The sequence below is a fragment of the Nodosilinea sp. FACHB-131 genome, from assembly GCF_014695395.1.
In the GTDB taxonomy this organism is placed as follows: Bacteria; Cyanobacteriota; Cyanobacteriia; order Phormidesmidales; family Phormidesmidaceae; genus Nodosilinea.
The window spans coordinates 21,532-38,779 of the sequence record NZ_JACJOF010000015.1 but is presented as its reverse complement, the minus strand read 5'-3'; the positions used below and the strand labels follow the sequence as shown (position 1 = coordinate 38,779).

At 53.7% G+C, this 17,248-nt stretch carries 14 protein-coding genes; 6 read left to right on the top strand and 8 right to left on the bottom strand.

The window, feature by feature from the left end:
- Nucleotides 1–221: 221 nt before the first annotated feature.
- Nucleotides 222–1,553, top strand: a complete 1,332-nt coding sequence (locus H6F75_RS09960) for an MFS transporter (protein ID WP_190751693.1) — start codon at nucleotides 222–224, stop codon at nucleotides 1,551–1,553.
- Here the strand turns inward: H6F75_RS09960 and H6F75_RS09955 are convergent.
- The 3 genes from H6F75_RS09955 to H6F75_RS09945 form a co-directional block, all read right to left on the bottom strand.
- The gene (locus H6F75_RS09955; RefSeq protein ID WP_190751691.1) at nucleotides 1,542–2,291 is read right to left on the bottom strand and encodes a dienelactone hydrolase family protein; all 750 of its coding nucleotides are present in this window, start codon (nucleotides 2,289–2,291) and stop codon (nucleotides 1,542–1,544) included. The two genes, H6F75_RS09960 and H6F75_RS09955, sit on opposite strands and share 12 nt — an antisense overlap.
- A gap of 92 nt (nucleotides 2,292–2,383) precedes the next feature.
- Nucleotides 2,384–3,283 (bottom strand): AraC family transcriptional regulator, encoded by a 900-nt coding sequence (locus H6F75_RS09950; RefSeq protein ID WP_242019861.1) that lies wholly within the window; start codon nucleotides 3,281–3,283, stop codon nucleotides 2,384–2,386.
- 242 nt (nucleotides 3,284–3,525) lie between these two features.
- Nucleotides 3,526–5,730 carry an NACHT domain-containing protein gene (locus H6F75_RS09945; protein ID WP_190751686.1) on the bottom strand — a complete coding sequence of 735 codons (2,205 nt, stop codon included), beginning with the start codon at nucleotides 5,728–5,730 and terminating at the stop codon, nucleotides 3,526–3,528.
- A gap of 525 nt (nucleotides 5,731–6,255) precedes the next feature.
- Between H6F75_RS09945 and H6F75_RS09940 the strand changes: the two genes are divergently transcribed.
- The 5 genes from H6F75_RS09940 (at nucleotide 6,256) to H6F75_RS09920 (ending at nucleotide 12,795) form a co-directional block, all read left to right on the top strand.
- The gene (locus tag H6F75_RS09940; RefSeq protein ID WP_190751684.1) at nucleotides 6,256–6,612 is read left to right on the top strand and encodes a hypothetical protein; all 357 of its coding nucleotides are present in this window, start codon (nucleotides 6,256–6,258) and stop codon (nucleotides 6,610–6,612) included.
- Nucleotides 6,613–6,882: 270 nt separating this feature from the next.
- On the top strand, nucleotides 6,883–7,170 hold the full coding sequence (locus tag H6F75_RS09935) for a hypothetical protein (RefSeq protein WP_190751769.1): 288 nt from the start codon (nucleotides 6,883–6,885) through the stop codon (nucleotides 7,168–7,170).
- Between the two features lie 243 nt (nucleotides 7,171–7,413).
- The gene (locus tag H6F75_RS09930; RefSeq protein ID WP_190751682.1) at nucleotides 7,414–8,796 is read left to right on the top strand and encodes a 3' terminal RNA ribose 2'-O-methyltransferase Hen1; all 1,383 of its coding nucleotides are present in this window, start codon (nucleotides 7,414–7,416) and stop codon (nucleotides 8,794–8,796) included.
- On the top strand, nucleotides 8,793–11,378 hold the full coding sequence (locus tag H6F75_RS09925) for a polynucleotide kinase-phosphatase (protein WP_190751680.1): 2,586 nt from the start codon (nucleotides 8,793–8,795) through the stop codon (nucleotides 11,376–11,378). The genes H6F75_RS09930 and H6F75_RS09925 overlap by 4 nt, the downstream gene beginning before the upstream one ends.
- Before the next feature lie 511 nt (nucleotides 11,379–11,889).
- Entirely contained in the window at nucleotides 11,890–12,795 is a 906-nt protein-coding gene (locus tag H6F75_RS09920; protein ID WP_199303857.1) for a glycine zipper domain-containing protein, read from the top strand.
- 145 nt (nucleotides 12,796–12,940) lie between these two features.
- Here the strand turns inward: H6F75_RS09920 and H6F75_RS09915 are convergent, their stop codons facing one another.
- From H6F75_RS09915 to H6F75_RS09895, 5 genes are all read right to left on the bottom strand, one after another.
- Nucleotides 12,941–13,606 (bottom strand): GIY-YIG nuclease family protein, encoded by a 666-nt coding sequence (locus tag H6F75_RS09915; protein WP_242019859.1) that lies wholly within the window; start codon nucleotides 13,604–13,606, stop codon nucleotides 12,941–12,943.
- Between the two features lie 47 nt (nucleotides 13,607–13,653).
- A complete protein-coding gene (locus H6F75_RS09910; protein ID WP_190751678.1) occupies nucleotides 13,654–13,917 on the bottom strand; it encodes a hypothetical protein in 264 nt (87 codons plus the stop codon).
- A 3-nt stretch (nucleotides 13,918–13,920) separates the two neighbouring features.
- Nucleotides 13,921–14,175: an FAD-dependent monooxygenase gene (locus H6F75_RS09905; RefSeq protein WP_190751676.1), complete on the bottom strand. Its 255-nt coding sequence runs from the start codon at nucleotides 14,173–14,175 to the stop codon at nucleotides 13,921–13,923.
- A gap of 752 nt (nucleotides 14,176–14,927) precedes the next feature.
- Entirely contained in the window at nucleotides 14,928–15,173 is a 246-nt protein-coding gene (locus H6F75_RS09900) for a hypothetical protein (protein WP_190751674.1), read from the bottom strand.
- 78 nt (nucleotides 15,174–15,251) lie between these two features.
- A complete protein-coding gene (locus H6F75_RS09895; RefSeq protein WP_190751672.1) occupies nucleotides 15,252–17,246 on the bottom strand; it encodes a hypothetical protein in 1,995 nt (664 codons plus the stop codon).
- Nucleotides 17,247–17,248: the final 2 nt, after the last annotated feature.

Here is a 17,248-nt window from a genome sequence, read left to right as displayed (position 1 = left end):
TTGCCGCCCTGTGTTGTAGTATGTATACTACAAATCTGTTATTGATGCTTTGGTAGATACGCAAAAACCAGGTCAGGAGCAGTTTGATGCCAAACCTAGGTTGATTGCTTCAATGCTCTTGGGCAAGGATCGTTTGTCTCACTCCTTGTCTGATTCGAGTCAGACTTAGGTATAGCCCTGACTGACATAACTTAAATCGTAGGTGGTGTGAAAAAGATTAAATGAAACCCGTTTTCTATGTCATTTTGGCGAACTCATTGGTGGCGATCCTAACCAATACCTTGGTCTGGTTTGGGATTACGTTTTGGGTTTACCTGCAAACTCAGTCGGTGCTGGCGACCTCGGTGATGGCTGGCATCTACCTGGTCACCGTCGCTGTTTCTGGCTTTTTCTTGGGGTCGCTGGTCGATCGCTACCGCAAAAAAACAGCCCTGCTGATTTCTAGCGCTGGTTCGCTGGTGATGTATGTCCTTGCCTACCTAATTTATATGTCTATGCCAGCGGCTGTTTTTGCCGATGCGTCTAGCGCCGTTCTCTGGGGATTTATTATTTTGGCGCTGATGGGGGCGATCGCCGGCAACCTGCGCACCATCGCCCTGCCAACTCTAGTAACGGTGCTGATTCCTGAAGCGGAACGCGACCGGGCCAATGGCCTGGTGGGCACCGTTAATGGGGTCGCTTTTTTGGCGGCTTCGGTTATGAGCGGGCTGGCGATCGGGTTTTTGGGTATGTATTGGATGCTGGTGATTGCGATCGCGCTCAGCGTCCTGACTATTCTTCATTTGTGCACCATCGCTATTCCTGAACAGCGAATTATCCAGACTGGAGCGAAACCTAATCACATTGATATTCGCGGCACGATTCAGGTGATTCGTCTGGTGCCGGGGTTGTTTGCGCTGATCTTTTTTAACTGCTTCAACAATTTTTTGGGCGGCGTCTTTATGTCGCTGATGGATGCCTATGGGCTATCGCTGGTGTCGGTGCAGGTTTGGGGCATTGTGTGGGGGGTCTTGAGTTTAGGGTTTATTGTCGGCGGGTTGGTGGTCGCCCGGTTTGGCTTGGGCAAAAGCCCGCTGCGAACCATGTTTCTATCCAATATTGTGATGTGGATAGTGGCGATGGGTTTCACGATCCAGCCGTCGATTGTTTTGCTGGGGGTGGGTTTATTTGTATACCTGTGCCTGATTCCTGTGGTTGAAGCTTCGGAACAACTGATTTTGCAAACGATGATTCCGCTGGAGCGCCAGGGACGGGTGTTTGGCTTTGCCCAAAGTATTGAGCAGGCGGCCTCACCGCTCACGGCATTTATGATTGGCCCGATCGCCCAGTTTCTGTTCATTCCCTTTATGACTACCGGGGCCGGGGTTGATCTAATTGGCTCCTGGTTTGGCACTGGCACCGATCGCGGCATTGCTCTGTTGTTTACGTTGACGGGCTGCGTGGGGCTGGTGATAACGGTGCTGGCGATGCGATCGCGCGCCTACCGCAATCTGTCGGTGAGCTATCAAAAGCGCTACGCCGATACTGTTGAAATCGAGGCTCTACAACAGTGAGATCAGGCCACTTTGGTTAGAACATAGCGACGGCTTTAAGTGCTGCTGAAAAAAGTCCATTAGTGTTTGCCAGGCGTGCTCGGCGGCGGCGGGATGGTAGGACTCGCGCTCATGGCAAAAAAATCCGTGACTGGCGTCTGGATACAGCTGTAGGGTGTAGGTTTTGCCGAGCTGCTGAAACCGAGTTTCGATTTGCCGCACGCGATCGCCGTCAATAAACGGATCTTGGCCACCAAAAAACAACAGCATCGGCACAGTAATGTCCTGCACCGCGTCGATCCACTCATCCAGCACCATGCCGTAAAACGGGGCAGCGGCGGCAATATCGGCTGAAAAGCGACAGGCGGCGAGAAAGCTCAGCCCTCCCCCCAGGCAAAATCCGGTGACGCCAATGCGGTCGACATCGGGGCGCGATTTGAGAGCGGCGATCGCGGCTTTGAGATCATTCTCAACCGGCTGGCCAAAATCGAGCTGCCACATCAACGCCATAGCGGCGTCAACCTGGTCGTAGCCAAAGGTATGGTCGGTCGATTCGCGATAGTACAGATCTGGGGCCAGCACCACATAGCCTTCCTGCGCGATGCGGGTCGCCACTTCGCGAATATGGGCCGTTAAGCCAAAGCCTTCCATCAGCAGCAAAACAGCGGGGAAACGACCCGATCGCGCTGGTTTGCACAAAAAAGCGGGCATGTCGCCATCGGGGGTGATCACGGTGATATCAGCTTGTTCGACTGGCATAGTGGTTCTCTAGAAAGCGTTATGGCCAGCTTAGAAAGTTGGCTGGGCCAGGCTCTAGAACAAAGCGGTGAACCTTTAGGACATTCTTGCGATCAACGTTGGCGAAACTGGGTGGGGGTAGCTCCGGTCAGGCGTTTGAACCAGCGAGTCAGATGGCTTTGATCGCAAAAGCCAACCCTGGCGGCGATCTCGGCCAGGCCTAGGGAGCTGTGCCGTAGCCAAAACTGGGCGCGTTCAACCCGCCGTTGCAGAATGTATTGGTGTGGAGTGATGCCTTCGCTGTGCTTGAACAGGCGGGCAAAGTAGGCCGGGCTCAGGCGGGCGATCGCAGCTAGCTCTACCAGCGTCAGCTCCTGGTGCAGGTGGGCGTCAACATAGGCCTTAATCTGATTTCGCTGGGCCTGCGATAGCCCTCCGGTAAAGCTGTCCAGTCGAGGTTGTGTGGTGCAGTAGTGGCGCAGCAGATGAATGGCTAAGGTCGTTTTGAGGCTATCTACTAGCAGTGGGCTACCTAGACCACCCAACTCGGCCTCGGTTTTTAGGGTCGATAATATTGTGGCAATCAACCCATCGCTGGTCTCCATAAACTGCGGCCTCAGCTCAATGCGATCGGCCTTTACCCAGTCCTGCCCCATTTGTTGCAGCAGGTTTGGCTCCAGCGCCAGCACCATGAATTGTGCCGCGCTATCCCAGCTACAGCGGTGGGTAATGCCGGCTGGAATCACCGCAATGCCGCCTGGGGGGCGATTTTCTCGGTGGCGCTGGCCGTCTAGCCAGCGATACCCAGTGGCCATCTGACCTGATGAATCGGGGAAGCCTAGGGCGATCGCGTGCAGGGTGTGCTGATGGTCTGCGATACAAAACTTCGGCTGCTGATACAGCTCCAGGTGAATGCGGTCCCAGCCGGAGCTGGTTAATACTGCTGGTTGGGGCAGCAATCCTTCCGTTGGATTCATCTCCCGATGGTCAAGCACTGAGACAGTTGGGTCCATGGACAACATGCTCAATTAGAAAGATTCAGAAATCAGAGCTGCACCTGCTCATTGTGGAACCCCATCATCTTCCTTTTTCTAATTCAATTTCCTCAGTTTTGCTATTGGTTCCGGCACCATCCGACGTATCAGCGCCGACTAGACTCGCAATGACAATTGCGCATAATGCTGACAACTTTGGTCTCAGCCATAGAGTTCACCAGAGGGCATAGTGCTTCAATTTTACTGGTGCGTTAATTGTGTTAGCTGCGGTAAGTGAGCAAGCGATCTTCTAACTCGGCCCAAGCTTGCTTAGGTATGCGAATAGCAGCATCTTTGCATTTAAGTAAAAGCTCTGTGGTGTAGAGATAATCTCGCAGGGCTTTTACCTCTGCCAAGCTAAATGTCAAATCTTCTTGGGTAAGGTTCAGAGCATTTAACCACAGGGCTTCAAGCTCATCAGCCCAGTTTCGCCAGGCTTCACTGGATGCGTGGTTGTTAGGTACGGTTTTAGCCATACGTTCTAGCTGGTTGGGCAGTTCTGCAAATTTAGGATTGCTGAATATTGCAACGAAAAAGCTGGCGCTGGCGATGGCGCTGGCGATGGCGCTGTCTCTGGCGCTGGTAATGTCTCTAGCGCTGGCGATGGCTCTGTCAATGTCTCTAGCGCTGGCGATGGCTCTGTCAATATCTCTGTCAATGTCTCTGGCGCTGTCTCTAGCGATGATGATGGCACTGGCAATAGCGCTGGCAATATCTCTGGCGATGGCACTGGCGCTGGCACTGGCGCTGGCAATGGCAATGGCAATGGCGCTGTGTCTAGCACTAACCCTGTCTCTAGCGTTGGCGCTGGCAATAACGATGGCAGTTGCTCGTTTAGCGATGGGGTTAAACTGTTCTTTTGAATCTACGGTGCTGGTATTAGCCCATTGAATAAACGCGACTAGATTTGGATGTATCTCAATATATTTTTGAGCTTTTGCTCCAATGGCTGTTAAGAACTCAATGGCTTTGTTCCCCATAAGCCCAGCTACTAGCAAAAACACCTCTCGCCAGCGTTCATCGGTCGGATGGCGGGCAACCAGCTTAGTCTCTAGCCCCTCTTCTTTAATGTGAAAAGCGGTGAGATATTCTTGCAGCGTCAGGTGAGAAAACGAGTAGATATCGGTTGCCCGCTCGACCAAAATACCCTGCTGGCGCTCGATGGCTCGCAGCACAGAAGCTCCATCGAGATGTTTGGGAGCATCAAGGGTATCTGCTAAAAACTCGCTAATGCGTCGGATAATGTCGTCTTTGAGAAAGAAAAGCTGGTCTTGCTCAAAACTGTCGTAGGCAATTTGGGCCAGCAGCACTTTTTCTAAGTCCGGGTGAAAGCCTTCGTAAATAGGGTCTTGCTCTAGTCGCTTTTGAGCTGACCACTCAGACAACAAAATGTCGAGGGCTTTGCCATAGAGAGCACTGCGCTGGGTGGGCAACATTTGCTGCCGGTCGTACACCAGGCACAAAAAGGTCAGCAGTAAAGGGGTTTGGGCTAGCTCTTTAGTGGCCCTGTTTTCATCTTTTTGCAGCAGCTGCCAATATTTGTCGGCGGTGCTGCTCTCTAGATCAAGGTCTGAGCGAAACCAGCGGTGAATAAATTGCTCAATTTGCTCATCGTCAAACTCGGCCAGGGTGACATCGGTAAAGCGTTTAAAGCAGGTGCCGTGACTACCGCGATATGCAGCAATGCGGCAAGAGGCCACAAAGGCATTGCTGCTGTGGGCATCCACAAACTTCTCAATGTGCTCAACCACGCGGTTAAGGTTTTGGGTAGGCACTTCGTCTAGCCCATCAAGCAACACTAGCAGCTTGCCTTGGGCCAGTGAGGCTTCGGTGAACGCTTCTGCCTCTGGGAAGCCACAAGTAGCAAACTCGGTGGCGATCTTTTGTTTGAGGTCAATGGCTTCATCCCGCAATTCTTTTAGATCAATCAGCACTGGAATACACGCGCGCTGAATTTGCCCATTCTTGCGCAGTGCTTCCAGGCCAATTTTGCGCAGAAAGGTTGATTTGCCAATGCCAGGGCCACCGAGCACCATCAGGTATTGCTCAGCATTGGCAATCTGTATGCCATCTTGCCTTGGAGGTTCTCCAAACCAGAAACTTCGCTTGCCCTTGGTTCGGTAATTTTCTTCTAAGTCATTTAGCCCAGCAAAGTAACGAATGCTTTGGTCGTCGAGCAGTTTGACAGCGGTGTAGATGTCTTCAAGCGGTAGTGGCTCTTTCATCAGCCCTGGCAAGACCTTGACCTGGCAATGGCGTTGGTTGTAGCGCTGCACATAGTTTTGCGCAGCTTCAAGGGCTCTTTGCTTGGCTTGAGTTTCGTTGTAGGCTCCTTTGATTTGGCTAGCAACGGCTCCACCTGTTTTGATGGCAGTTTCGATCACTGTTGCTGCAATTCCGCCGATCGCACTTTCGAGCAATGCCATACCTGCTTACCTTATTTGCCATGCCGACTACGCCGAGACCTTTTGCCTATTGCTGCCCAAGCTCAAGCTAGACTTGCTCCGCATTAAAGCATTGCAGCAACAGCTTATATCTAAGCAACTCAACTATAAACGCGAATTATCAATCCTCAAAGGGTTTCAGCGTTGCTTTATAGCTTTGCTACAAACGTATAAGCGACTGCAATCGGTGCTTTATGCGATCTATCGATGCTTTATGCCTTTGCAACGAGGGTATAAGCGTTTTCAATCTATGTCTGCTGCCGAGCTACCATGGCTTTCACCCGAGCAGCCTACCCTCCATAAAACCTCTAGCTTGGCTTTGCCTACACCCCTACAAAAGAGGATCTTTGGCCGTAAAGCTACTGAAAGCAATGGTGATAAAACTGTGAAAAAAAGTACTAAAAATTCAACAGTCTCACGGTGATATCTGCCCATTTCTAATGAATACCTTAGAAGAGTTGGCGGCCATACCAACACCATTCACCAGCTACCTAAGGGGGTATCACCATGGCACGCAAAAAGCGTAGTTCTCAAGTAGTCGTAAAAGCCGAACGGCGCGCGGCCAGCATGGCTGCGATCGCATCCGATCTCAACCTGGGCCACGGCATGTCGGTGCAGGAATTTAACAACAGTATTGAGCGGGTGCGCGAAAGAATTGCCACCTACAACCGGCTGCTCTCTAACGTAGACCAGGTCTATAACGACCTGCTGCTCGAAGAAGCCGCCCTCTCTGAACTAACCGAGCGCATGCTGGCGGCGGTGGCCGCTAAGTATGGTCGTCGCAGCCCCGAGTATGAAATGGCCGGTGGCTCTCGCCGAACCACCCAGCGGCGGGTGCTCTCTACCACCTCGGCAGTGGACTAGATTGCAATCTAATTAATATTACTTGCGTCCGGCTCGCGGATGGGGTAATCTGTGGAGCTAAGGTTGTCTGCGGGCAGCCTGGCTTCCCAAAAATTTGGTCAAGCGCCACTGGAAGGTGTGGGGACACCAACCAGCGGCTAACCTCGTCGACAGGTGGTAGCTGTCGACGAGGCTAAGGTGATTTTACCTGGCCGTCCTGAACTGCAACATGTCTGGGGCGGCCAAGTTTTTGGGATTCCTTCCCGTCGTCTCGAAAGGAATCCCACTGATATGGTGTGTTTTATCAACCCAAGGGAGGGGCGCTTTGAAAGTGCCTCTCCCGCTAATGCCTTGCAGCTTGCTAACCCCACTGCCCAGCCAGGGCGCGAGCGATTGCGCCATCTGGTGATTGGCTCTCCCGAAGGGGTGCGCTCTACCATCCATACTCTGCATGTGCTCACCTACGCCGAGCAGGCCACTTGGAGCCAGCTGCTCACCATCCCCGCATCGGGAATTTTGATTACTCCAGATCAGGGCGAGGTGTTTAGCTACCTGCTGCGCTACCGGCAGCTCGGCTAGCCGCAGTTAAACGTGATCCGGTAGAACAGGGTGGAACCCAACAGCAGTAGGCTTTGTTGGGTTCCACTTCGTTTCAACCCAACCTACGCTACATCAACACTTTTTGAGTGTTAAGGCCAGGGCTAAGTTAATTGACAATCTCGGGCTAGAGCCGATTGCAGCGCTATCTTGGGCTGGAGAGTGTTGCTCTGGTCTGTGTTGTTTTGAAACGCGATCGCCCGCGATTCCTTTAAGAAACCATTAATGCTGCTAACCCTAACGACAACCCATGCGCCTGCTACCGATTTGGGCTATCTGCTCCACAAACATCCCGATCGCTGCCAGGCTTTTCCAATGTCTTTTGGCCAGGCGTTTGTTTTCTACCCAGAGGCAAGCGCAGAGCGGTGCACCGCCGCTTTAATGCTAGACATCGACCCGGTGACGCTGGTGCGGGGCCAGTCAACATCGCTAGAGCAGTACGTCAACGATCGCCCCTATGTGGCCTCCTCGTTTTTGAGCGTGGCGATCGCCAAGGTATTTGGCACCGCTCTGGCTGGGCACTGTGCCCAACGCCCAGAACTGGTCGAAACAGCCATTCCGCTGACCATTGGCCTGCCGGTGTTGCCCTGTCGCGGCGGCGAGGCTTTGCTGCGGCAGTTGTTTGAACCCTTGGGCTATGGGGTTATAGCCGAGCCGCTACCGCTGGATGATCAGTTTGCTGATTGGGGAAATAGCCCGTACTTTGCGGTGACCCTGCATCACACCGTGCGCCTGGCCGATCTGTTGAGTCATCTCTACGTGCTGATTCCGGTGCTAGATGACGACAAGCACTATTGGGTCGGCGACGAGGAAGTTGAAAAGCTGCTGCGCCACGGTAGCGGCTGGCTCAACCATCATCCAGCGCGCGAAACCATTGCCCGACGCTATCTCAAGCAGCAGCGTCAGCTCACCCGGCTGGCGCTGGAGCAGCTGAGCGATGGCAATAGCCCTGACCCCGATGCCCCAGAGACAAGTCAGGCCCAGACAGAAGAAACGCTGGAACAGCCAATCAGCCTCAATCAACAGCGCCTGGCGGCGGTGGTAGCAACCCTCAAGGCGAGCGGCGCCAAACGGGTGGTCGATCTGGGCTGTGGCGAGGGCAAGCTGCTGCGATCGCTGCTCAAAGACCCTAGCTTTGAGCACATTGCTGGAGTTGATGTCTCCCATCGAGCCCTCGAACGCGCCCAGGAACGACTAGAGCGAAGCTTTCTTTCGCCCATGCAGCGATCGCGCCTGAACCTGTTTCAGGGTTCGCTCACCTACCGTGACGAACGGTTGAGCGGCTTCGATGCGGCCACCGTTGTCGAGGTGATTGAGCATCTCGACCCCGATCGCCTGGCCTCGTTAGAACGGGTGCTGTTTGAGTTTGCTCGCCCCCAGGCGGTGATTATCACGACGCCCAACGTTGAGTACAACTCCCGGTTTGCCGGCCTGCCCGCTGGCACTCTACGTCACTCAGATCACCGCTTTGAGTGGACAAGGGCAGAATTTCAGGGCTGGGCCACCCAGGTAGCCGAGCGGTTTGAGTACAGAGTACAGTTCCACGGCATTGGTGCAGAAGACCCCGTCGTGGGCACTCCAACACAGATGGGAGTCTTTGAGCGATGAAAATCACAATTCCTGAACTGGCGCTGGTAGTGTTGGTGGGGGCATCGGGGTCTGGAAAATCGACCTTTGCCCGCCGCCACTTTTTGGCTACAGAAGTTTTGTCTTCCGACACGTTTCGAGGGCTGGTCTCAGACGATGAAACTAATCAGGCCGCCACTCGCGATGCCTTTGAGGTGCTGCATTACATTGCCGCCAAACGGCTGGCCGCCGGTCGTCTAACCGTAGTAGATGCCACCAATGTGCAGCCCCAGGACCGCAGGCCTTTAATTGCCCTGGCGCGGCAGTATCACTGCATTCCCGTTGCCATCGTGTTGAATTTGCCCGAGCAGGTGTGCCGCGATCGCAATCAGCAGCGCCCTGACCGGCAGTTTGGTGCCTACGTGGTGCAGCGCCATGTGCAAAATTTGCGGCGATCGCTGCGATCGCTGAAGCGAGAAGGGTTTCGCCATATCTATGAGCTGAACTCCCTAGAGGATATTGACTCAGTAGCCATCGAGCGGCAGCCCCTCTGGACAAACCGCAAAGCCGAGCGAGGCCCGTTTGACATCATCGGCGATGTGCACGGCTGCTGCGATGAGCTGGAGCAGCTTCTCAACACGCTTGGTTATCAGGCGGGTGAGACTGAGACCACCGATTCGCCCTTCTGGCAGTTTCCCACCTACCGCCATCCCGAGGGGCGCAAGGCCGTCTTCCTGGGCGACCTGGTCGATCGCGGGCCGCGCAGCCTGGATGCCCTGCGGCTGGTGCGCAATATGGTCGTCGCCGACACGGCTCTCTGCGTACCGGGCAACCACGACATGAAACTGTTGCGCAAGCTGAAGGGGAAAAATGTCACCGTCAACCACGGCCTGGAGCAAACCCTGGCAGAGATTGACGCCCTGCCCGCTGACAGCCGCGATGAGGCGATCGCGGCCATGCGCCAGTTTTTAGACGCGCTGATCAGCCATTTGGTGCTCGACGACGGCAAGCTTGTGGTTGCCCATGCCGGCATGAAGGCTGAGCTGCAGGGGCGCGGCTCGGGCTATGTGCGAGAGTTTGCCCTCTACGGGGAAACCACGGGCGAAATTGATGAATTTGGCTTACCCGTCCGCTACAACTGGGCCGCAGAATATCGAGGACAGGCCATAGTTGTCTACGGGCACACCCCCGTTCCCAGCGCTGAGTGGCTGAATCAAACCATCGACATCGATACCGGCTGCGTTTTTGGCGGTCAGCTGACCGCCCTGCGCTATCCCGAAAAAGCCCTGGTCAGTGTGCCGGCCCAGCGCGTCTACTGCGAACCCGTCAAGCCCCTAACCGCAATCGCCGCCCCCCCGCTCACGGCCCAACAGCAGCACGATGACATTCTCGATATTGCCGACGTGCTGGGCAAACGGCTGATTTCGACTCGCCTCCAGCGGCAGGTCACCATTCGAGACGAGAATGCGATCGCCGCCCTGGAGGTGATGAGCCGTTTTGCCGTCAGCCCCAAATGGCTGATCTATCTGCCGCCGACCATGTCTCCCGTAGCCACCGCCAAAAACCCCGGCTACCTGGAGTACCCGACCGAGGCTTTTGCTTACTATCAGCAGGCGGGCATTACGTCGGTCGTCTGCGAAGAAAAGCACATGGGGTCACGCACGGTGGTGATCGTCTGCCGCGATGAAGCCGTAGCCCACCGTCGCTTTGGCGTTTTAGATGAAGGCATCGGCATTTGCTATACCCGCACCGGTCGCCGCTTCTTTACGGACCCTGCCCTGGAAGCCGAGCTGCTAGCCCGGATGAATGCTGCCCTGACGAGCAGCGGCTTTTGGGAGCAGTTGCAAACCGACTGGGTCTGCCTCGACTGCGAGCTTATGCCCTGGTCAGTGAAAGCTCAGGGGCTGCTGCGCCAGCAATATGCGGCGGTGGGGGCAGCGGCAGGCCAAGCCCTAACCCAGGCGGTAGCTCAGTTGCAGCAAGCCAGCGATCGCGGGGTCGATGTCAGTGCGCTGCTGCCCCGCTATCAGCAGCGCCAGCAGCTCGCCCACCAGTATGTTGAGGCCTACCGCCTCTACTGCTGGCCGGTCACCTCGATTGCCGATCTCAAACTTGCGCCCTTTCACATTTTGGCTACTGAGGGAGCTGTGCACACTGATAAAACCCACGCTTGGCACATGCAGCAGATTGCCCAAGTCTGCCAAAGCGACCCCGACCTCCTGCTCGCCACCCCATACCACGTGGTGGATCTACAAGATGCCGCGAGCCAGTCGAACAGCGTTGACTGGTGGCGCGATCGCACCGCTAGCGGCGGCGAGGGCATGGTGGTCAAGCCTATGGAGTTTGTCAGCCACTCCCCCAAGGGGTTAGTGCAACCAGCGGTAAAATGCCGGGGTCAAGACTACCTGCGCATCATCTACGGGCCCGAATACTCTACTCCCGAAAATCTGGAGCGCCTGCGGCAGCGGGGATTGTCTAAGAAGCGAGCGCTGGCGCTGCGAGAGTTTGCCCTCGGCATCGAAGCTCTGGAACGGTTTGTTGCTTGTGCTCCACTGCGCCAGGTTCACGAATGTGTTTTTGGAGTTTTAGCCTTGGAGAGCGAGCCCGTTGACCCAAGACTCTAGGGCCGCAATTGGAGAGCGCAGGTTAGTTAGAACGCAGGATCACTCAACGCCAGACTGGGTAGTGGCTTTAGAGACTGGTTGGCAAATCATGTGTCACGTTTGACTCACTCACGAATCGCGATCTCGAACCGGCTATGGCATCAACTCGCCCCACTTGTGGCTCTAGGTAAACAGTGGAGTTAAGCATGCGATCGTCTGCCATAGCCATCACCACATTTGTTCTGCTCCAATTAACCCCGAATTCATTAAAAAAGCTTATTAGCCACTAAGATTTTAGGATCATCTGGCCCAATTCCTTCAGAATCCTTGCCCTATCAACATCGGGAACCATTGGTAATGTCAGTGAAGGATTGCTTGAGCATTAGAAGACTGAATTGGTAGAAAAGCCTATAACCATTGACTGAGATAGCTTCTAGAAAGACTCATCCTTGAGGCGATACATCACTTGATCTTGATTGATACGCTCTAGATAGAAATAAGTGAAAGTTATCTTTTAAGGAGAATTTGCTTTATGACCAGTACAAGCAGTAATCAACATCCATCTGGAATGCCTGAAGAAAGGATTGTAATTCAGGCCTCCGACTTCCCTGCTGCTCAATCTGAGCAGACGGAGGAAACCGAAAACCATAAGAGCGGTGAGCACACTGTAGCAAAAGCCGTTGGCGCAACCGGAGGTAGTGTTGCAGGCGCGGTAGTTGGCAGAATGGTGGCCGGTAAAGTGGGCGCAGCCATTGGTGCTGTAGGTGGCGCGATCGCAGGTGCAGCTATCGGTGATCAAGCCGCTACAGGCATGGACCAGCAAGTAGAAAATATGGCGGGTTCAATTAAGGATGCCGCTGAAACCGTTACTCATCAGGTTGAAGATACCCTTGGTAGCGTTAAAGCAAAGATTGATGAAACCGATGTCAAAGGGCTAGCTGAGTCTGCAAAGCAGAAAATCAACGAAGCGGATGTCCGCGGTGTTAGTCAATCTATTCAAGGCAAGATTGACGAAGCAGACGTTCGCGGCGTAACTCAGTCTGTGCAAGGCAAAATCGACGAAGCGGATGTCCGCGGCGTAACTCAGTCTATTCAAGGCAAGATTGACGAAGCCGATGTGCGCGGTGTAAGCCAGTCTGTGCAAGGCAAAATTGACGAAGCAGACGTGCGTGGCGTAACTCAGTCTGTGCAAGGCAAAATTGACGAAGCAGACGTTCGCGGGGTCACAGATTCTGCCAAAAGAGCAATTAATGATGATCTAAAACCTGCGATCAAAAACACCATCGATCAAACATCTCAAAAAGCTAAAAACGCTGCCAGTAGCGCAGCTTCAGCGGCAAAGACGTCTTTAGAGGAGCCCTCGTCTAGTACGAAGCCAGAGGGTTGGCAAGATCCTTTAATTGAGCAAAAACTCCAAGAGAATCAAGGGATGCTTTAGTTCCTTTGATGCTCAGTAAGCTATAAAGATGGGGAGCACCTTTTTGGGTGCTCCCCATCTTTTATATTTGTTCATTCGCTAGATTGAGTTTTGTTGGGTTCTGCTAGCGCGCCACCCAACCTACACAACCGCTGAACCCAAAGGATTACGACTGAGTTTGCTCGGTTTGATCGCGAATTAGAGCGCTCCAATTGTCGTCGGTCATGGCAGCAGCTAGGTCTGCTTTAGGGTCAGCAGCTTGGGCTGCATCTTGCTCTTTCGCCAGTGAGCTGTCGGCCATGGCGCGGCGGAGCTTGAGCTTTTTGGCTTCGTAGGCTTCGCGCTCGGCGGCAGACATGGCTTGGGTGACGGCTTTACCCACGGTGCCATCCCAAGTGCCGTCGACATTGCCGGGTGGGGGGCTGGGCAAAGCCGCAATCCATTCATCCCGCAGGGCGGCCATCACCTCTCGGTTTGGAAAGCTAAAGGGTTGAACTGTGACCAGGGCACAGACCGTCTCCCCTTTTTCGAGCAAATGGCTACGCAACGATAGAGAGACGTTGCGAGAGATGCCAATAAACTGAGTCTGACCCTCGCGATCGAGCACGGCATAGACGCCGGTGACTTTGGCATCTTGGGTTTGGTCACACCAGTCGGCGACGGGTAGGGGGCTATTGCCGGTAGAAGCCGTGGGTGGGGCGGCAGCTGTTTCAGCAGCATGCTCGTCAGCAGCGCTATACAAAAAGTCGTGGAGACTGCGATGCTCGACGGGGACGTTCTGATGCTCAATCGCCTTTGGCGCGTCTGGCGTGTCTGATTTTTCGGAGGTCACAGGCTTGCCTTCGTGGATAACTAGGCTTCATTATCGTCCCAATCACCTCAACTAGTAACCTCATGCGCTGATGCGGTTGCCGCCATCGATCGCTTGACCCTGTTGATCCACCCCTTGCTGAGGTGCAGCACCTCTGAGTAATTCAAATGGGTATCTAAAACGAGGTCAAACACAAAGGGCGAAAACCGTTGGGGAAACCACTGGTGGAGCTTGCGTCCCACAGTGAGCCGCAGAAAAAACTCAAGCACTAATGCTTTGCTGCGCGGAAAGGAATAGTCTGACAGATCTCGTAGAGCATGGGCTTCGACCACCCGCTACTGAGAGAACTGAGGCAACATCTGCGACACATTTGACCGCCTGGCTGCGGAGCTAGAAAAATGCGTACATCGCCCCCGATATTGCAGAGAAATGGGGAACGACCGCTGTTGGTCAGGGGCAATCTGGCGCGGCTCAGGGCGGCGATCGCAGATCTGCACACGACAGCCCCGCCGCAGGAGATAGTGGGCCAGCAATAGCCCGGCTGGCCTCGCGCCGACAATCAAAATGTTTTGGGATGAAGTGTCGACCATTCGTACTCACTAAGAACGAACAAGTGTTTTGAAGGCGTTGTTCTCGCGATAATACGTCGGCGACTTCCCTTCTAAACGGGAATGTAATCTCAAGCATCGTTTGTCTAGTGGGAAGCGCTCGGAATTATGTTGCTTTATCTAGAACGGCTAGAGGAGGCCAACCTCGCCTACCAACTCAACCAAAGCCGTCGCCCCAATTGTGACTTCGAGAATAATTTGTCCGACGAGTAAAGCATATTTTGTCCAAAGCGATCGCCAAAAGCCTTAATCCTCTGTTGAACCCCAACGCTCTATTCTGCTTGGTTTCTAGCAATTTTTGTCTGGTCGTGCAATTTTCTAGGATATCTTATCCAATCGTGTGGAGACAGCTGAAAAGCAGTCATCTCAAGTGCCGAGCAATTTAGCTCTTGCAAAGGGGAATGAAATCCCTACGGGCATGGGATCTTGCAACCAACGCGAATGACTTTACCGCTATTCGCGGTAGCAGGGATGTGCACAGTGCTACTTGGGATCGCGTGTTGGAGGTAGAGAAGCAGGATCACTTAGGCTTGATGGCGGCGTCGGTGACGGAAAAGCGGGATCTCCCTAACTACGGATAAAGTCGTTACGGTCCTTTGCTCGATTTTGGCAAGCGAGGCTAGCCGCATATGCTAAGGGGTTAACGGCGATGGACAGCACGTTAGTCAAAGCATCGTGGAGGGGAGAAGGTACAGGCCCTAGTCTTGAGCAAAACGACTTGACTATGACTAGCACTAAGTTTCTAAAGCCGCTCGATCGCCCATCCCATCGACATCTACTACGGGCTCTGGCTCGGTACTCGTTTCAGGTTCCTCATTCGCCTGCAAGCACTCTTGCAGCACTTGAATGGCACCGCTCATTCTCAGCAGGGTTTCCCGCAGGTTGACCTGTTTGGCTTCTAATTCGGCCAGCATGGTTTGACCCGCTTGAAAGTCAGTTTGCAGGGTTTGCAGACGTTGTTCGAGCAAGTGTTTTAGCATCGAGAATTAAATAAGGTTTAGTTGAAAAAAATGAGAAAACTGCCTTAATGTATTAGGCTTTGCCAGATCTTTATCGCTTTATCCTGGTCTACCAGAAGACCATGCAATTGTATTGCCGCTTTGATGAATTCTCCAGACGCGAGCTTCCCCAGTATTCATCATCGCGAGAAGAAACCTACCACTAGGGGAGAAAATTCCTGTAAAAGCACCCGGATCAAGATCGGCGTTTGTTCCTTCAGAAAATACTAGAGCGGATCTTCCTTGAATGTAAATTGCTCCCTTGTTTAATCTAAGGTTTCCTATGGGATCAAGAGTCATCGCCTCAGTCGCAACACTCTGAAATCGACCTTCAGATTGTGTGATGAACTTAAGCCCAATACTCCGATTACTACCAGGGTCTATCGCTTGAATATAGGCCACTCCGGTGCCGCCATGTTCTCTCAGCTTGATATTGCCACACAGCGTAACATCCGCAGTGCTACCCAAATCTGCTCCTACCGATAACAGGGTTCCAGACCCTATGCCGGGAATTTCTAATCGAGCATTTGGGCTAGCCGTACCAATGCCAACGTTGCCATCTTTAATGACCATCTGAGCTACACCACTGCCCGCATCCAACTCAACATCACTATGGGAGCCGCCTTTGTACCAAGCAAAGTTTTTGTTTGAACGAAAGTATTGGGTACCTGACTGAATACCAATGCCAAAGCCTGGATTCCAAAGAGTAATCATCTGTCGAGCAGTGGCACCAAAATTGACAGAGCCCGATATAGAAAGGTTGCCCAAGCTGCCGTCTGGTTTGATGGTCAGTGCATCTGTAACAGTAGGTCTAATTGCATTTGGAGCCGCCTTTTGGGTTCTGATCACTAAGCCAATGCTGTTACTTTTATTGCCATCTATGGTTTGAAGGTAAGCATATTCGTCGCTGCCCCACCGTCTGAGCTGGATGTCACCTGGCAAGTCAACCCTAGCGGTGCTGTTGTTATTATCCGAGGGCTGACCAACTCGTAACACCATGCCGGCGGTGCCGCTGATATCGAGTTTGGCGGCAGGGGTCGGAGTGCCAATGCCGACATTGCCGGTGGTGCGCTGGATGGTGAGGTGGTCGGCGTGTAAGCCTGTGCCATCGATATTGGCGCGAAACCGGAGGGTATCGAGCGTTTTGTCGTAGTCGATGCCAACGGGGGCAAAGGGCTGTGGAGTAGTAGGGTCGTGGAAGGAGATGGCCCCGCCCTGGATAGACAGGGCATGTTGGGGGTTGGAGGTCCCCACGCCGAGGCGACCTTCGATGATCAAGCTGTTTGGAGGGGCGACATGGGTGGGTGCGTAGGTGGTGCCGATCGCAGCTCCATTGACGACCGACAGTTGGCTTCTGGGTGTACCCGTGCCGATGCCGATATTACCTGTGATGTAGAGACTGCCCTGAAGTTGAACTTGGCTACCTTGCGATCGCACCGTTAGCTCGCTACCGTCGCGGTTAGGAAATTTAACCCCTGAATAGCGGCAAACGCTGGTATCGATCGTTACCCCGTTGGGGGTGATCATCAGTTTCGCCAGGGGCAGATCGTTCACAGCCAGCTCATCGGCTATCTGGATGGTAGGGCGTTCGTGCCAGCGGCGAAATTGTTCGCTACCCGACTCTGTTTGCCGATCGGTTTTATCTTCGCCATAGGCAATAGTGAGGTAATAGTTGACGCTGCCAGTGGCAGGCTTGAGGACTTGCAAATCAAATGTAAAAGCAGGGTCATCCTTCGCTAGATCCTTGGTGATTAGCGACTCGTTTTTCGGCAGCGGCGGCTTAAATTGAAGCAGCATTGTGCTTTGCAGCAGAATCTGTTGCCCATAGGTATCGATGGCGCTGCCGGGGGCCAGGGTGATGGCAAAATTGCTGCCACCAGAGGTGACCTGCAAACCGTCGAGAACACCGGAAACATGTAGGTATTGAAAGGGGCGGCGCTGGCGATCGATGTGGTACTGCTGTTCCTCCTGAAAATCGTTGACTTGGAGATATTGGCCATCAAAGTAGTTGGGGCGCTTTTCAACGGGGAGCTGCGGTTGAGTTTGATCGGCCATCG

Bases quoted from the DNA above. Each gene is read 5' to 3' on its own strand.
- H6F75_RS09895 (WP_190751672.1), bottom strand. From the start codon at position 17,246: ATGGCCGATCAAACTCAACCGCAGCTCCCCGTTGAAAAGCGCCCCAAC.
- H6F75_RS09925 (WP_190751680.1), top strand. From the start codon at position 8,793: ATGAAAATCACAATTCCTGAACTGGCGCTGGTAGTGTTGGTGGGGGCA.
- H6F75_RS09905 (WP_190751676.1), bottom strand. From the start codon at position 14,175: ATGGTCGACACTTCATCCCAAAACATTTTGATTGTCGGCGCGAGGCCA.
- H6F75_RS09945 (WP_190751686.1), bottom strand. From the start codon at position 5,730: ATGGCATTGCTCGAAAGTGCGATCGGCGGAATTGCAGCAACAGTGATC.
- H6F75_RS09950 (WP_242019861.1), bottom strand. From the start codon at position 3,283: ATGGACCCAACTGTCTCAGTGCTTGACCATCGGGAGATGAATCCAACG.
- H6F75_RS09920 (WP_199303857.1), top strand. From the start codon at position 11,890: ATGACCAGTACAAGCAGTAATCAACATCCATCTGGAATGCCTGAAGAA.
- H6F75_RS09935 (WP_190751769.1), top strand. From the start codon at position 6,883: ATGGTGTGTTTTATCAACCCAAGGGAGGGGCGCTTTGAAAGTGCCTCT.
- H6F75_RS09960 (WP_190751693.1), top strand. From the start codon at position 222: ATGAAACCCGTTTTCTATGTCATTTTGGCGAACTCATTGGTGGCGATC.
- H6F75_RS09955 (WP_190751691.1), bottom strand. From the start codon at position 2,291: ATGCCAGTCGAACAAGCTGATATCACCGTGATCACCCCCGATGGCGAC.
- H6F75_RS09930 (WP_190751682.1), top strand. From the start codon at position 7,414: ATGCTGCTAACCCTAACGACAACCCATGCGCCTGCTACCGATTTGGGC.
- H6F75_RS09940 (WP_190751684.1), top strand. From the start codon at position 6,256: ATGGCACGCAAAAAGCGTAGTTCTCAAGTAGTCGTAAAAGCCGAACGG.
- H6F75_RS09900 (WP_190751674.1), bottom strand. From the start codon at position 15,173: ATGCTAAAACACTTGCTCGAACAACGTCTGCAAACCCTGCAAACTGAC.